We start from the raw sequence: 15323 nt of genomic DNA, 5'->3' as shown, positions 1-15323 counted from the left end.
TCCATGTATGGTCTGCTATTATGAAATGAGTAAAGCGTTGAGAGATGTTTCATTAAAATAAATGTGTAAATAACATGATTTGGGAGACCTTTTGTTTTACGTGAGGGGCATGACTTCATTAAAAAACAGAGAATGCAATAATATTTTTATTTCGAATAAGCTTTATACAAAGACAGAGAAATTATTTATTCGCATATTATAATAAGAATGCGTGTATGTATAAAACAATTTGAAAAGCTCTGTTGTTTCTTATGAATTATTCTTCAGTTAATAACAGATGTAACATTAAAGATTGATATAATGGACCGGCTTCTTAACTGTATAAGTATAAAATGATGGTGTTTAGTAAGCTTTGTATTATATCCTCATTAAGAGATATGAAAAAAAACGAAATGTCTTTTAGAAAGAAATGACTATCATATCAATGACTTTTCAATGATGTATATGTAGAGATTCATACAAACATGCTTTACAAAAATAATGACTCTCTTCCATGAATGTGATTTATCATTGTTTACCAAGTAAGAACATTTTGAGTATTCATAAACAACTTTCTTTGTTCATAAAAATTATTTCACAGACATATTATTAATTAATTGCGTTCAAAAAGCTTGCTATTTCATATGCATTTTGGGAATGGAGAGCTTATATTCAAAACTTAAAAGTTCTCATAGTTTTTACAAATAAGTCGAAGCTAAAAAGAGTATCCCATAAAGTCTTTTTTATCATTAATAAGATGGACGTGTTACAATATAAATGGCAATCAGCAATAATATAACCGCAACAAGTAAAGAAATCCATAAAGGAGGGTGTAGCATTACAAAAAAGGATAAAAATCCTCCTGTCATACTCATCATTGCAAAAACTTTAACGAATGGAGAGATTGCTTTTTTTTCTTCCCATCGCTTAATAGGGGGACCAAAAATACGATGATTATTCAACCATTGATGAAAACGTGGAGAAGAACGCGTAAAACACCATGAGGAAACCAATAAAAAAGGCACAGTTGGCATAATAGGTAATACGATACCGATAATACCTAATATAACCATCGCCCACCCTGCTATATAATAGCAGATACGTAAAGGGTGCGATATCTTCAAATCTTTTTTCATTTTCTCGTACTATTTTCCTCTACGCAAAACCCTATACAAAAACATTGTATCTGTTTTTTTCTGTTTACATGTCTGAGTGTACAATTACGCTCTATCCCTTCATGCGTAAGTGTCTTTGCTGTTATAAGTTCCTTGAAAATACCGAATAGCTTACACAATATTATAATCATTTTAAATGATTTCAAGAAATGAGAAAAAGTTTCAGAAAAAAATAAAAAGGCTGCAGAATAAATCAATGCAGCCTCTTAATTAAAATGCAGTCTTGGGGGGGGGAGAATATACACTGCATTCAGTTGCTAGGCATTAGGAGGAAAAATAACCTAACAACCCAATCTCTAACTAAAATAGGCACGAGAAACAATACATAAAAATGCATGGCTGATATGCATGAATTTTAACACTTTCAAGTCTCTTGAACTGTGCTTCGACGAAAGAAAATCATCATGAAAGTAGCCATAAAAATCAACGTCAAGATCAACACAATTGTGGAAGCAGAGTCAGAGCCGATAAATAAGCTGAGATAAATCCCTAAAAAACCAGAAAAAGCTGCAACAAGTATTGCGATCATTAACATAAAAGAAAACCGCTTTGTGACAAGATAGGCAATTGCTCCTGGTGCTATCAGTAAAGAAATAACGAGCACGATACCTACAGCTTTCAAGGCTGCAACAATTGTAAGAGAAATCATTGTTAGAAGGGTATAGTGGAGTAGAGATATTGGTAAACCCATTGCACGTCCTTGAACTGTATCAAAAATATACAGCATAAAGTCGCGCCATTTTGCTGCTAAAATAAAAGTGACAATAGCAGAAATGATTGCTGTCTGCGTAATATCAAGCCAGTTAACACCCAAGAGATTACCAAATAGAATATGATTTAAATCTAAGCTACTATAAATAGATGTGGCTAAAACAAGCCCCAAACCAAACATTGAAGAAAAGACCACACCCATCACCGTGTCCTGTTTGATACGGCTATTGCTTCCTAAAAAACCCGTTAATAGTGCACACACCATTCCTGCAACAAAAGCACCGCAAGTAATCAAAGTCATTGTAATATTCTCGGGACGCATATGCTGAATCCAAGCAAATGGCAAAGAAGTTAAAAATGCAATTACCCATGGTGTTGTCATATAACCAACAACAACACCGGGAAAAACTGCATGGGAAATGGCATCGCCTAACAGTGCCCATCCTTTTAAGATAAGAAAGCAGGAAAGCATTGCCATTGGAACAGAAAGAATCATGACAATAAACATACCCTTAAGCATAAAAGAAAATTGAAACGGAAGCAGTAATTGATCAATCATGATAATATCACACCCTTTTTTGCCGCATTTATACGTAAGCGTGCAGCAATAAACCCGTGTTTAGGAGCAAAAACAAAAGCCAAAATAAATAAAAATGCTTGAAAAAGTACTACGACCCCGCCTGTTTGCGCATTCAAAAAATAACTTACATAAACACCCAAGACACTTGTGAATGTTCCAATTATAACTGCAATAATCAAGACATTTACGAAACGATCACTTAAAAGATAGGCTGTTGCCCCAGGTGTCACAACAAGACAAATGACTAAGAACGCTCCAACGGTTTGCATGGCAGCAACGGTACAAGCGGCCAGTAATGTGAAAAAGAGAATCTTTAAAAACTTTACGTTTAATCCAATGGCATGCGCATGCGTTTCATCAAATAATGAAACAAGAAGATCTTTCCATTTCAAAAGCAATATAAGCAAAGAAAAAAAGCCGATAAAAGCCAATTGTAGAATATCTGTTGAACTAACTGCTAAAATATTTCCCAAAACAATCGTATCAATATTAACAGCCATTGGTTTTAATGATTTGAGAAATAACCCAAAGGCAAAAAAGGAAGAAAAAATGAGCCCAATAATGGTATCTTCTTTAAGTTTTGTTCGATGGTTAAAAAAGAGCATTGCTGCTGCTGCAAGACCACCAGAAAAAAAAGCGCCGAGTGAAAAAGGTAACCCTAAAAGGTAAGCTCCTGCTACACCAGGAACAATCGAATGGGAAAGTGCATCACCAATCAATGACCAACCTTTTAACATCAAAAAAGCCGAAAGAAAGGCACAAACACACCCAACTAACCCAGAAACCCACATTGCATTCACCATATATTGATAGCTCAGTGGCTCAAGCAACCAAGAAATCATGCAACGTGCTCCACTCTTTCAATATCTTCACAAACTGCAGACTGCTTTCTTCCCATGAAAACATCATTTTTTTTTGTGCTTTGAAGATCAAAAATATGGTGGTGCAAAGACCCTCCAAAAGTTTTTTCCAGATTTTGCTTTGTAAAGATTTTTTCAGTTAATCCGGAAGCTAACACTGTTCCTTTTATTAAAACCGTATGATCACAAAATTCACGAACAGAGCCCAAATTGTGCGTTGAAACCAAGATCACAGCTCCTTCTTTACGAAGATCTTGTAACAAAGCAATGATTTTATCTTCTGTTGTAACATCAACCCCTGTAAACGGCTCATCTAATAAAATAGCTTTTGCTTTTTGTGCAAGAGCGCGTGCTAGAAAAACACGCTTTTTCTGTCCACCAGAAAGTTCTCCAATTTGGCGCTTAGCAAAAGCCAGCATATCAACACGTTCTAAGGCAATACGAACGGCTTCATAATCTTGTGTACGGGCATAGCGAAAGAAATTCATATGACCGTACCGCCCCATCAATACAACATCTTCAACCAAGACAGGAAAATTCCAATCGACATCTTCACTTTGAGGAACATAAGCAATAAGATTTTTTTTCAAAGCTACATCAACGGGCAAATCAAACATGCGAATTTTTCCCTTTGAGGGGCGTACAAACCCCATAATCGCTTTAAATAACGTTGACTTACCGGATCCATTAACACCAACCAATGCCGTAATAGAACCCTTTGGACTTTCAAAATTCACTTCGCGTAAAGCTGTATGTCCATTACGATAAGTTACCGTTACCCCTTGGGCAAATATTCCACATTCCGTCATTGGCTTTTTACTCCCTCTGCTAGAGCCTTGCTAATACGCCCACTCGTGACACGTAATAAATCAATATAAGTGGGGACCTCACCATTTTTCTCACTCAGAGAATCAACATAGAGAACACCACCGTATTTAGCCCCTGTTTCTCTGGCAACCTGCTTAGCAGGTGCAGGGGAAATAGTGCTTTCAGAAAAAACTGCATGAATATTGTATTTGCGAACCATATCAATAACATGCTTGACCTGCTGTGGTGTTCCTTGTTGGTCAGCATTGATGGGCCATAAATAAAGTTCTTTTAGATCAAAATCACGCGCCAAATAGCTAAAAGCCCCCTCACTGGTCACAAGCCAACGCTTATCTTGCGGTACGGCTTCTAATTCAGCTCTAATTGGATCAATCGTTGCACGAATTTTCTGTTTATAAATTTCAGCATTCTCTTTATAAATTTCAGCATGTTCAGGGTCATATTTTACAAAAGCATCGCGAATATTATCAACGTAAATCAAAGCAGAGGTCGGTGACATCCACGCATGAGGATTGGGTTTACCGCTAAAAGGGCCCTCACCAATTTTAATGGGTAGAATACCTTTTGAAACAACAACACTTGGAACATCCTTGATATTTTGAAAAAACTTTTCAAACCAAAGCTCTAACTCTAAACCATTCCACAATACAAGGTTAGCTCCCTGAGCACGCATAAGATCGCGTGGGGTGGGTTGATATTCATGAATTTCCGCACCTGGTTTTGTAATGGATTCAACATCAGCGGCATCACCTGCTACATTGCGTGCCATATCAGCAATGATAGTAAATGTCGTAACAGCTTTAAATTTACCAGCACACAAAGCAAAATTGGGTGTAAAAAAAATAACACTTCCAAAAACTATGGTGAAAAATGTTCTTACGTTCATTGATGCTCTCTTTCCTTTATATGCCTTCTTTTTATTGCAAATAATTTGCATTATCATTTAGCAATAGCAGTTATCTTTTACATTTGCAATGAAGGATTAAGAGAAAAAATAACTTTTCAAGATGTTTAAAAACAGTTTTTTCATATTGAAAAAACTGATGATTTAAGCAGCTTGTTTTAGTAAAGAGATCCCCTTTCAAGAAGTTCTATAGCTCTTGAATGCCAAACAAAAAGGGAGCACTCAAAAATGCTCCCACTTCATGTAAAATATCTCATAAAAAATGAGAATACTCAGTAGCGTAAATATGCACCTGTCATTTTGGTAACATTATCCACGATCTTTGAGGCAAGCTTTTCTAAATCTTCATCTGTTAGAGTCCGTTCTATGGGCTGAATAGTTACTTCAATTGCAACAGATTTTTTATCTTCACCAAAGCTTAAATCTTCAAAAATATCAAAAACCTGCACTGAATGAATAAGTTTTTTATCAGCTCCACTTGCCGCCCGAATAATAAGAGAAGAGGCAACAGTTTTATCCGCTATAAAGGCAAAATCACGCCGCACCATTTGAAAAGGTGAGAGTTTCAAAGGAGGACGGCTTTTGGTCGTTTTTTTATTTGATTCTGGAATTCGGTCTAGAAAAATTTCAAAGCCGCATAAAGGACCACTGACATCTAACGTTTCTAATGTAGCAGGATGAAAAACACCAAAAAAACCAAGAATAATCTTTGATCCAAGTTTTATGACACCTGAACGACCTGGATGATACCAATCAGGTGCTCCAACTTCAATCTGTACTTTCCCAACATCCATATCACATGCTTCTAAAACAGCTAAAGCATCTGCTTTGGCATCAAAAACATCAACGACGGTTGCATTTCCATTCCAAAAACGCCCTGCCCCTTTAAATTGCTCTGTTCCGCGACGAACTCCACTAACAACACGGTGTTGTTTATCAGGGGTGTCACCCTCATAAATACTTGAAACTTCAAACAAAGAAAGATCGGAAAAACCACGATCAGCATTTCTCTGTGCCGCCATAATCAAACCAGGTAAAAGGGAAGGACGCATTACTGACATATCAGCAGCAATAGGATTAACTAATTTAAGCTCTTCTTGACCTCCTCCAAAAGCAAGAGCTTGATTTTCAGAAATAAAAGACCATGTTACCGCTTCTTTCATACCACGTTGCACTAGAGCCAAACGTGTAGCACGTGAACGAATTTGTGCGCATGTTAAAATTTGATCTTTTCCTTCTGCAAAGTTTTCCAAAGGAATAGGTTTAATTTTATCTAACCCATAAATTCTCATAACCTCTTCCACCAAATCGGCTTTACCCATAATATCAGGGCGCCATGATGGTACTTTTACCGTAACGACATCTCCTTTTCCTTCAACAAAAAATCCGAGTTTTGTTAAAATAGAGATGACTTTTTCAGGCTCTATTTCCAAATTTGTTAAACGTTTAATTTCAGAAAAAGGAAAAGCGATCTGTTTGATTTCTTGTTGCTGATAGCCAACGATTCTTTTTTTAGATACTTCACCACCACAAAGACGTAAGACCAATTCTGTTGCAATTTCAAGCCCTGTTTCTATAAAAGCCGGATCAACACCTCGTTCAAATCGATAACGTGCATCACTGATAAGACCTAATGCTCTTCCTGTTTGTGCAATGCTTTGCGCATCCCAAAGCGCCGATTCAATAATAACGCGATGTGTTGTTTCATCACAACTCGTTCTTTCACCGCCCATGATGCCGGCAATCGAAACAACCCCCTCGTCATCTGCAATGACACAATTCTTAGCGCTCAAATGATAGATTTTTCCATTCAGTGCTTGAAGCTGTTCTCCTTCATGCGCGCAACGTACACACAAATTACCTTTAATTTTATCTGCATCAAAAACATGGAGTGGACGACCAAGGTCAAAACTGATGTAATTGGTCATATCAACAAGCGCATTAATCGGTCTCAAACCAATTGCATTCAAACGTTGTTGCATCCACTGTGGTGATTCGCCATTTTGAACATTGCGTACTTCACGCCAAGCGAAACCTAAACATAATGATGAACCTTGCAAAAAATCTAAAGAAACATGAAGTGGTGTTTCAAAAGCAGTATCAAATTTTGACAAGGATAATTCTTTTAACTTTCCCATTCCAGCGGCAGCAAGATCACGGGCAATACCGCGAACACCTGTACAATCGGAACGATTGGGGGTCAAACCAATATCAATGATCGGATCATCTAAACCAGCATAAGCTGCAAATGAATCTCCAATAGGTGCATCTTCTGGAAGTTCGATAATCCCGTCATGCTCATTTGTTAATTCAAGCTCCGCTTGCGAACACATCATCCCAAAACTTTCAACACCGCGGATTTTTCCTACAGATAATGTTACATCAAGTCCTGGAATATAAGTGCCTGGTAGTGCCAGAACACCAACAAGACCTGCTCGTGCATTTGAGGCTCCACAGACAACTTGAACAGGTGTAGCAGTTCCTGTATCCACTGATAAAATTTGAAGTTTATCGGCATCAGGATGTTTTATTGCTGTTAAAACTTTTGCAATCACAAAACCTTTTAAAGAAGACCGATCATCAACGTGATCAACCTCAAGACCGATAGCGGTTAATTTTTCACAAATTTCATCTAAAGATGCATTTGTCTCTAAGTGATCTTTTAACCAAGACAATGTAAACTTCATTTTAAAACCTCACATGAAAGCGATGACTAAGATCACACATTTCTATTAGGAAAAAAAGCAGGCATATCAAAGCAACGAAAGCCATAATGGTCTAACCAACGCAGATCAGCATCAAAAAAAGCTCGCAAATCAGGCATACCGTATTTCAACATGGCAATACGATCAATGCCCATTCCCCATGCAAAGCCTTGATATTCATCGGGATCTAAACCAACATTTTTCAACACATGAGGATGCACCATTCCGCATCCTAAAATTTCCAACCAATCCTGTCCTTCACCAAATTTTATTTCTGAACCAGAACGATCACATTGAATATCCACTTCCATAGATGGTTCAGTAAAAGGGAAAAAAGAGGGACGAAAACGCATTTTTACAGAGGGAACTTCAAAAAATTCTTTACAAAAGGTTTCATGTAGCCACATCATATGGGCAATGGTGGAGGTTTTATCAATGACAAGACCTTCTACCTGATGGAACATGGGAGAATGCGTTGCATCCGAATCCATGCGGTAAGTTTTTCCAGGAATAATGATCCGTATCGGTGCTTTTTGTTTTTCTAGTGTGCGAATTTGTACAGGTGATGTATGGGTCCGCAATAATTTTCTCTCTCCCATTTTATCAACATCAAAAAAGAATGTATCATGCATTTCACGCGCTGGATGCCCTTCAGGAAAATTTAATGCTGTAAAATTATAATAGTCTGTTTCAATATCTGGACCTTCTGCAAGAGAAAAACCCAACGTTGTATAAATGGCAATAATTTCCTCAATTACCTGTGAAATAGGATGAATACGCCCCCGTTCCATAGGAGAAGAACGAACAGGTAAGGTAACATCCACCGTTTCACGAGAAAGACGAGCATCCATTGCTTGTCTTTTTAGAAGATCACGCTTTTGCGCCCATAACTCTAAAATACGATTTTTTAATCCATTAAGAACAGGTCCAACTTTATGACGCTCGCTAGCCTCCATTTTTCCTAATTCTTTTAATTTTTCAGAGATGCTCCCCTTTTTCCCCAATGCTGCAATACGCACTGTTTCAAGTGCCTGTTCATCACTTGCAGCTTCTAAGGCTAAACAAATTTCTTGTTCCAAACGCTCAATATCGTTCATATTTTTGCCTATTTTTTTAATAAAGAAAAACCCGTACTCGCCATAGCCAGCACGGGACCTCGAATAAATAAATGCTTTAAGAGAACACGACTGGCTTACTTGACAGCGCCTTCAAAAGCATTAGGTGTTGTGTCTTTTAAATATTCTAAAGCTTTTTTTGCTGAAGCGACTAGAGCAGAAAATGCTTCTGCCTCATAGATTGCTATGTCTGAAAGAACTTTACGATCAACTTCAATACCGGCTTTTGATAAGCCATCAATAAAACGTCCATAAGTTAAACCTTCTGCACGAACAGCCGCATTAATTCTCTGAATCCACAAAGCACGGAAAGTACGCTTTCTATTTTTGCGGTCACGATAAGCATACTGCTTTGAACGATCAACTGCTGCTTTAGCAGCACGAATGGTATTTTTACGTCGACCATAAAAGCCTTCAGCTTGTTTAAGAACTTTTTTGTGCTTAGCGTGTGCTGTCACACCTCTTTTCACACGAGCCATATTATAATCTCCTCAAAATCAAAAGCGTAAGGTTTAAATACCATTCGGCAAATAATGCTGAATGACTTTTTTAGCATCTTGTTCACACAAAACCATTGTTCCACGTGCATCGCGAATAAATTTATTCGAACGCTTAATCATGCCGTGGCGCTTACCAGCAGCTGCTACTTTAATTTTGCCTGACGCAGTGATTTTAAACCGCTTTTTAGCGGATGATTTGGTCTTCATCTTGGGCATTTTGCTACTCCATACATTAATTGATTCAATCAAACATTTTATTTGATCAAGCGGACCAACGCTTGAACAAGCATTTAAACAGCCACGGCATGCCCTGCCGGGCGGTTCCAAAAATGTTCTCATAAGCTAGTATACACAAAATAGCAAGACCGTATTATAAAAAAATGGGCGCTCCATTGCCTTGAATTTCAACCAGAGGTGCCGGAATAGCATTTGTTTTGCTTGCGGCTTTACATAAATCGGCAATAATGCATTGCGCACATTTTGCTTGACGTGCTTGACAAATATAGCGTCCATGTAAAATTAGCCAATGATGCGCATGACGAAGATAATAGATCGGTATAATCTTTAATAATTTTTTTTCGACAATCTCTGGTGTTTTGCCAGGCGCTAAACCAAGACGATTGCTTAAGCGAAAAATATGTGTATCTACTGCCAATGTAGGTTGACCAAAAGCAACATTCAAAACAACATTAGCCGTTTTTCGTCCCACTCCAGGGAGGGACATAAGTGCTTCACGCGTATCAGGGACTTGACCGCCATATTGATTAATTAAACAGTTGCAAAGTGCATAAATATTGCGTGCTTTTGCTCGCCAAAGACCGATTGAACGGATATGAAGTGCTATTTCTTCTTCCCCTAATGCAACCATTTTTTCCGGTTGATCAGCAAGGCGAAATAATTCTTTTGTCGCTTTATTAACGCTTACATCTGTCGCTTGAGCTGAAAGTACAACTGCCACCAAAAGCGTAAAAATATTTGTATAGATAAGATCACTCTTAGGCGCTGGGCGTTGCACAGAAAAACGGCGAAATATTTCTGCAACTTCATCTTTATTATATAATATACTAGATAAATTTCGCGCTTTTGATAATTTTATGGTACGTTGAGTCATTGAACTCTCTTAATTTTCTCTCTTGAAGTTATCATTTACGCTCGCCATATGAGAGGAATGCAGCGAACACTTTGTATAGAGTTTGGTCAAGTAACGCCGCTTTTCAAAGAGGATACTCATGAATGACACATGTGACGCCTTTCTCCAATCCTTTTCTTTTAGGATTTGAAACCGTAGAAAAAACATTGCAACGTATCGGTAAAGCTGATGAAGCTTACCCAGCCTATAACATTGAACGTTTACATAAAAACGATGATGCAAATCATATCCGGATAACTTTGGCTGTTGCTGGATTTAAGATTAATCATCTTAATATTTTGCTCGATGATAATCAATTGGTTATTCATGGTAAACAAACAGACAACCAAAATCATCAATATTTATATCGCGGTATAGCTGCGCGACAATTCCAGCGAATCTTTATTCTTGCGGAAGGGATGCATGTCACAAATGCGGAGTTGAAAAATGGTCTTTTATCAATTAATCTGTATCAACCAAGATTAAAAAAAGAAATAAAACAGATTCCAATTAAAGTCAGTAGTGGTGAGTCATAAAAGTTAAGGCGTAAAGGAACCGTGAAATGGGAGAACATAAACAAAACTTATCGTTTCAGAACACAGCCTACTCTGATGCGGGACAGATTGCCTATTTAAAAAAAGTTTGTACAGATGACTTGGCTAAAAACTTTCCAGATCTTCCACCAATGACCCCAGGCATTACCATATGGGCTCTCTTTGGTGAAACAGGTTATCCTATCATTTTATCCGATGAACGCTCTATCGCTCTTGCTGGAGCCAATGAGCATGAACTACAAATTGTAACTCTGCACTAGATTTCCTTACGAGAAAAACGGAGTTCTTTATAAATTCTATTCGTTTTTCTCATAAAGGGTATAATGATATAAGACATTGATTTATATTCATAATTAATTTTTTACAACTGGAATGAGAGTCCCGAAAATCATAAGGTTCTCTCATTTGAGATCTTCTTATGTTAAAACAATTAAAGTCACTTGATGTCATAAGCAAGGAGAGCCATGTGGATAAAAACACTTGAAGAAAGGAATAAAAATCTCTCTTTTTAATTGTCTTAATTGCCAAGGACTTCGCAACATTGGGGATGAGTAAAATGTATGATGGTGTTTGTTTTCTTCTTCATAAGTGGTGAGGATGCTTCTCATAAGTTTATATTATTCACGAGGGCTGTTATACCTTTATGGGCGCTGTCATGAACTGAGTTCGAGCGCAGTGAGAAATGTTTCTTTAAAACGAATGCGTAAATTGGCAATACAAGTGTATTTTGTTTGGTGTGTTTTGTTCTTCCTAAGGGGGTAACTCCATTGAAGAGTGTGAAAAACAAAAGTATGAGACAGCGCCTCATCATTATTTAAAAGATATTACTATGGAAGCTTTTGAAAGGTGTAAAGCTGAATTGTAAGGAGATGATAGATTTTTACCACGATGCCTTTATATTCTTTCCAATTTCAGAAATTACGCAAATAGATAGACGCAATATAGCCATCAAATCTGGCATACAAAAATCTAGAACAGTTCATACTGCACTGAATCGTCTTGACATTTTTCTCAAATATAGAGTTATGCAGAGATGAGATGTTGATTGATAAGGAATAGAAAAAACAAAAGCTTTATGAGGAAGTTGATGCAAATCTTTTAATTTTGTGCTTCAAATGTCTCAGTCCAAGGTATTTTTCTCTTTTGAATACTAAAGCTCTTGTTTTTATAATGAAGTTACAGCACAACAAGAAAAATGGAATTATTTGAGGGGAAAAAAATAATGCCTTCTTACCGTTCAAGAATATCGACTCACGGGCGTAATATGGCAGGAGCCCGCGGTCTTTGGCGTGCAACAGGGATGAAAGATGCAGATTTTGGTAAACCCATTATTGCGATTGCGAATTCTTTTACACAATTTGTACCAGGACATGTCCATTTAAAGGATCTTGGGCAATTGGTTGCACAACAGATAGCCGTTGCTGGTGGTGTTGCGAAAGAGTTTAACACTATTGCTGTAGATGATGGAATTGCGATGGGGCATGATGGAATGCTTTATTCTTTGCCTTCACGCGAAATTATTGCTGATTCTGTAGAGTATATGGTTAATGCACATTGTGCGGATGCACTTGTCTGTATTTCTAATTGTGACAAAATTACGCCTGGTATGTTAATGGCTGCTTTACGGTTGAATATTCCAACAATCTTTGTTTCAGGCGGTCCTATGGAAGCAGGTAAGATTAAATGGAAAGATCAAGATCTAATGGTTGATTTGGTTGATGCCATGGTCGCAGCAGCTTCAGAACAGAATTCAGAAGAAGAAGTTGCTGAAATGGAGCGCGCTGCTTGTCCTACATGTGGTTCTTGTTCAGGAATGTTTACGGCCAACTCTATGAATTGTTTAACGGAAGCATTGGGGCTTTCGCTTCCCGGAAATGGATCAATGCTAGCAACACATGCAGATCGACGGATGCTTTTTGAAGAAGCTGGAAAACAGATTGTTACATTGGTTAAGCGTTATTATGAAGAAGATGATGAAACAGTTTTGCCACGCTCTATTGCTTCACGCAAGGCTTTTGAAAATGCAATGACCGTTGATATTGCCATGGGAGGATCAACCAATACAGTACTGCATCTTTTAGCAGCGGCGCAAGAAGGTGAGGTGGATTTTACCATGGCGGATATTGATCATCTTTCACGTCGTGTTCCTGTTTTATGCAAGGTTGCTCCTTCTGTTGCGAATGTGCATATGGAAGATGTTCATCGTGCCGGTGGTATTATGGGGCTTTTAGGCGAATTGGATGCGGCGGGACTCATTGATACGTCAACTTATACGGTTCACGCAAAAACGATGAAAGAAGCTTTGTACCGTTGGGATGTAAAACAAACCAATGAACCAACAGTTCGTGCATTTTATCGTGCTGCTCCAGGTGGCATTCCAACCCAAACCGCTTTTAGCCAATCTAGTCGCTATGAGACTCTTGATCTTGATCGTGAAAAAGGTGTGATTCGCGATAGGAAACATGCTTATTCACAAGATGGAGGATTGGCAGTTCTTTATGGAAATCTTGCAAAAGATGGCTGTATTGTAAAGACAGCAGGTGTTGATCAGTCAATTTTAACCTTTAAAGGTCCAGCAAGAATTTTTGAAAGCCAAGATTCAGCTGTTTCAGCTATATTAACGGATAAGATTAAAACAGGTGAAATTGTTTTAATCCGTTATGAAGGTCCTCGTGGTGGACCTGGAATGCAAGAAATGCTCTATCCAACGAGTTATCTCAAATCTAAAGGATTGGGCAAGGTTTGTGCACTTGTTACGGATGGACGTTTTTCAGGGGGGAGCTCAGGGCTCTCGATAGGACATATTTCACCAGAAGCTGCTGAAGGAGGAGAAATTGCGTTGGTAGAAGAGGGGGATATCATAGAAATTGATATTCCAAATCGTAGCATTCATATATTGGTTGATGACATTGAAATGAGGCAGCGTCGTGCTAAGATGGAAGCAAAAGGAAAAGGTGCTTGGCAACCGGTTGAGAAGCGTCAGCGTAAAATTTCAAAGGCTCTCAAAGCTTATGCAGCGATGACCACATCTGCTTCAAAGGGTGCAGTTCGTAATATTTGATGAGATAAAGGATGCGTTTTAAGAGACATCTCTCAATGCTCCCAAGCGCATTTTGCGACGGTACCTATGAATGGTATAACGATAAATCCATTGAACAGCCCCATCTTTACGCTTGAGAAGAAGCAAGCCGGCACCATCACACACTTTGCCAGCTCATGGATGTTGCTACAATCCTTGGGGTTCATAAGAGGCATTTGTATTATAGTTTTTCCCACACACTCATCCCGCTTGTGATGTGCAAGCAAGTGATTTTGATTGGTTTAAGATAAACAGGCTTGAAATGAAAGAATCTTACGATATTTGGGGGGGCTAATTCAAGTTCAATAACGCTAAACTTTAATTATAAATCAATGTATTGACTTATAAAAGAAAGATAGTCCTCTAAGAGATTTTTTGGTATCTTTTGCACGATATTCTAAGCGGATAAGTTTATGAGCTTATCAGGATATTTTGAGTTATCGTAAGTATGATTAAAAGGCGATGCATAAAATTTATAAAAGCTGCTGCGGATTTTTTTTAGTAGTTGTGTAAGACAGGTGAGGTCGTATCAAGCGCTTTTCATATCATATTCTAGTTTTATGCAAGGTTATGATCTCTTATTACTCATCTTATGAAAGATATTTATTGTACTGGTGATATTATTTTGTTGGGCTATAAAACACTGTCATTGAGACGTGGGATATAAGAAAGCTTTCAACATTTAAGTGTTTTTAACGTGAGTTGTGAATATTCTTAGGCTTGTTTGTCAAGTCCTTGTGTAAGTTAATTACATGAGTGGGAAGCTTAAGAGGAAGCCGCTAGAATTGGGACTGTTTACAGATCAAATTCGAGTGGAAATCTTCGTCGTTTAAGGTTGGGAAGGATTTCAAAAGCTTTTTTTAGGAAAATAAAATGCAATTAGAATATCATTGATATACTTAATTATATGATTCATGTGGAAACAGTAAAAGAGTTCTTTATCATTTGAAATATAAAGAAAAAGCGTAATTCATTAGACATGCATGTTGGCAAGGTGGAGGAGAATTCAAGATAATCGTTGCAAAAAATGATTGTCTTGTAAAAAGAATCGATGTGGATCAATTTTTTTGTATAAACGTCAAGATTGATCTAAGGAAATATGAAATATAATGCATAGGATTTTTCCTCTAGATGCATTCTACTTATCAAAATATATTGCGTAGAAAAGCAATAGGAATAAGGTAAACAAATATTTGTACCAAAA

Annotated in this window: 13 protein-coding genes and 1 pseudogene; 3 read left to right on the top strand and 11 right to left on the bottom strand. The window is 37.6% G+C overall.

Annotation, left to right across the window (positions count from 1 at the left end; translation table 11 throughout):
* Positions 1 to 728: 728 nt before the first annotated feature.
* The 10 genes from ACFINA_RS00290 to nth all read right to left on the bottom strand — a co-directional run bounded on the left by ACFINA_RS00290 (position 729) and on the right by nth (position 10468).
* Positions 729 to 1115, bottom strand: a complete 387-nt coding sequence (locus ACFINA_RS00290; RefSeq protein WP_375614909.1) for a YbaN family protein — start codon at positions 1113 to 1115, stop codon at positions 729 to 731.
* A gap of 403 nt (positions 1116 to 1518) precedes the next feature.
* The gene (locus tag ACFINA_RS00285; protein WP_375610018.1) at positions 1519 to 2424 is read right to left on the bottom strand and encodes a metal ABC transporter permease; all 906 of its coding nucleotides are present in this window, start codon (positions 2422 to 2424) and stop codon (positions 1519 to 1521) included.
* Positions 2421 to 3287: a metal ABC transporter permease gene (locus tag ACFINA_RS00280; RefSeq protein WP_375614908.1), complete on the bottom strand. Its 867-nt coding sequence runs from the start codon at positions 3285 to 3287 to the stop codon at positions 2421 to 2423. Before ACFINA_RS00280 ends, ACFINA_RS00285 begins: the two co-directional genes overlap by 4 nt.
* A complete protein-coding gene (locus ACFINA_RS00275; RefSeq protein WP_375607867.1) occupies positions 3284 to 4114 on the bottom strand; it encodes a manganese/iron ABC transporter ATP-binding protein in 831 nt (276 codons plus the stop codon). Before ACFINA_RS00275 ends, ACFINA_RS00280 begins: the two co-directional genes overlap by 4 nt.
* The gene (locus ACFINA_RS00270) at positions 4111 to 5019 is read right to left on the bottom strand and encodes a metal ABC transporter substrate-binding protein (RefSeq protein WP_375606167.1); all 909 of its coding nucleotides are present in this window, start codon (positions 5017 to 5019) and stop codon (positions 4111 to 4113) included. Before ACFINA_RS00270 ends, ACFINA_RS00275 begins: the two co-directional genes overlap by 4 nt.
* Positions 5020 to 5309: 290 nt before the next feature.
* Complete coding sequence (gene pheT, locus ACFINA_RS00265; protein ID WP_375614907.1) at positions 5310 to 7724, bottom strand: phenylalanine--tRNA ligase subunit beta; 2415 nt, start codon at positions 7722 to 7724, stop codon at positions 5310 to 5312.
* 32 nt (positions 7725 to 7756) lie between these two features.
* On the bottom strand, positions 7757 to 8839 hold the full coding sequence (pheS, locus tag ACFINA_RS00260) for a phenylalanine--tRNA ligase subunit alpha (RefSeq protein ID WP_375614906.1): 1083 nt from the start codon (positions 8837 to 8839) through the stop codon (positions 7757 to 7759).
* A 95-nt stretch (positions 8840 to 8934) separates the two neighbouring features.
* A complete protein-coding gene (gene rplT / locus ACFINA_RS00255) occupies positions 8935 to 9336 on the bottom strand; it encodes a 50S ribosomal protein L20 (protein ID WP_012230420.1) in 402 nt (133 codons plus the stop codon).
* 33 nt (positions 9337 to 9369) lie between these two features.
* Positions 9370 to 9573, bottom strand: coding sequence for a 50S ribosomal protein L35 (gene rpmI, locus ACFINA_RS00250; protein WP_183193590.1), 204 nt, complete (start codon positions 9571 to 9573; stop codon positions 9370 to 9372).
* 154 nt (positions 9574 to 9727) lie between these two features.
* Complete coding sequence (gene nth / locus ACFINA_RS00245; protein WP_375606170.1) at positions 9728 to 10468, bottom strand: endonuclease III; 741 nt, start codon at positions 10466 to 10468, stop codon at positions 9728 to 9730.
* A 122-nt stretch (positions 10469 to 10590) separates the two neighbouring features.
* Here nth and ACFINA_RS00240 point away from each other — a divergent pair, with 122 nt between their 5' ends.
* The 3 genes from ACFINA_RS00240 (at position 10591) to ilvD (ending at position 14101) form a co-directional block, all read left to right on the top strand.
* Positions 10591 to 11022, top strand: a complete 432-nt coding sequence (locus ACFINA_RS00240) for an Hsp20 family protein (protein ID WP_375606171.1) — start codon at positions 10591 to 10593, stop codon at positions 11020 to 11022.
* A gap of 26 nt (positions 11023 to 11048) precedes the next feature.
* The gene (locus ACFINA_RS00235) at positions 11049 to 11300 is read left to right on the top strand and encodes a DUF1150 family protein (RefSeq protein ID WP_375606172.1); all 252 of its coding nucleotides are present in this window, start codon (positions 11049 to 11051) and stop codon (positions 11298 to 11300) included.
* 962 nt (positions 11301 to 12262) lie between these two features.
* Positions 12263 to 14101, top strand: a complete 1839-nt coding sequence (gene ilvD, locus ACFINA_RS00230) for a dihydroxy-acid dehydratase (RefSeq protein WP_375614905.1) — start codon at positions 12263 to 12265, stop codon at positions 14099 to 14101.
* A gap of 21 nt (positions 14102 to 14122) precedes the next feature.
* Here ilvD and ACFINA_RS00225 read toward each other — a convergent pair.
* Positions 14123 to 14245 (bottom strand): annotated as a pseudogene (locus tag ACFINA_RS00225) (integrase); the annotation flags it as partial.
* Between the last annotated feature and the right edge of the window lie 1078 nt (positions 14246 to 15323).

The organism is Bartonella sp. AC10YNML (assembly GCF_042196825.1).
Lineage (GTDB): Bacteria > Pseudomonadota > Alphaproteobacteria > Rhizobiales > Rhizobiaceae > Bartonella.
The sequence above is the reverse complement of the archived record's forward strand: the minus strand, read 5'-3'. Positions and strand labels throughout refer to the sequence as shown.

What these genes read in the sequence shown, in the direction of transcription:
- rpmI (WP_183193590.1), bottom strand. Translation starts at nt 9,573, where the DNA reads ATGCCCAAGATGAAGACCAAATCATCCGCTAAAAAGCGGTTTAAAATC.
- ACFINA_RS00275 (WP_375607867.1), bottom strand. Translation starts at nt 4,114, where the DNA reads ATGACGGAATGTGGAATATTTGCCCAAGGGGTAACGGTAACTTATCGT.
- rplT (WP_012230420.1), bottom strand. Translation starts at nt 9,336, where the DNA reads ATGGCTCGTGTGAAAAGAGGTGTGACAGCACACGCTAAGCACAAAAAA.
- ACFINA_RS00235 (WP_375606172.1), top strand. Translation starts at nt 11,049, where the DNA reads ATGGGAGAACATAAACAAAACTTATCGTTTCAGAACACAGCCTACTCT.
- ilvD (WP_375614905.1), top strand. Translation starts at nt 12,263, where the DNA reads ATGCCTTCTTACCGTTCAAGAATATCGACTCACGGGCGTAATATGGCA.
- ACFINA_RS00240 (WP_375606171.1), top strand. Translation starts at nt 10,591, where the DNA reads ATGACACATGTGACGCCTTTCTCCAATCCTTTTCTTTTAGGATTTGAA.
- ACFINA_RS00290 (WP_375614909.1), bottom strand. Translation starts at nt 1,115, where the DNA reads ATGAAAAAAGATTTGAAGATATCGCACCCTTTACGTATCTGCTATTAT.
- pheS (WP_375614906.1), bottom strand. Translation starts at nt 8,839, where the DNA reads ATGAACGATATTGAGCGTTTGGAACAAGAAATTTGTTTAGCCTTAGAA.
- ACFINA_RS00270 (WP_375606167.1), bottom strand. Translation starts at nt 5,019, where the DNA reads ATGAACGTAAGAACATTTTTCACCATAGTTTTTGGAAGTGTTATTTTT.
- ACFINA_RS00285 (WP_375610018.1), bottom strand. Translation starts at nt 2,424, where the DNA reads ATGATTGATCAATTACTGCTTCCGTTTCAATTTTCTTTTATGCTTAAG.
- pheT (WP_375614907.1), bottom strand. Translation starts at nt 7,724, where the DNA reads ATGAAGTTTACATTGTCTTGGTTAAAAGATCACTTAGAGACAAATGCA.
- nth (WP_375606170.1), bottom strand. Translation starts at nt 10,468, where the DNA reads ATGACTCAACGTACCATAAAATTATCAAAAGCGCGAAATTTATCTAGT.
- ACFINA_RS00280 (WP_375614908.1), bottom strand. Translation starts at nt 3,287, where the DNA reads ATGATTTCTTGGTTGCTTGAGCCACTGAGCTATCAATATATGGTGAAT.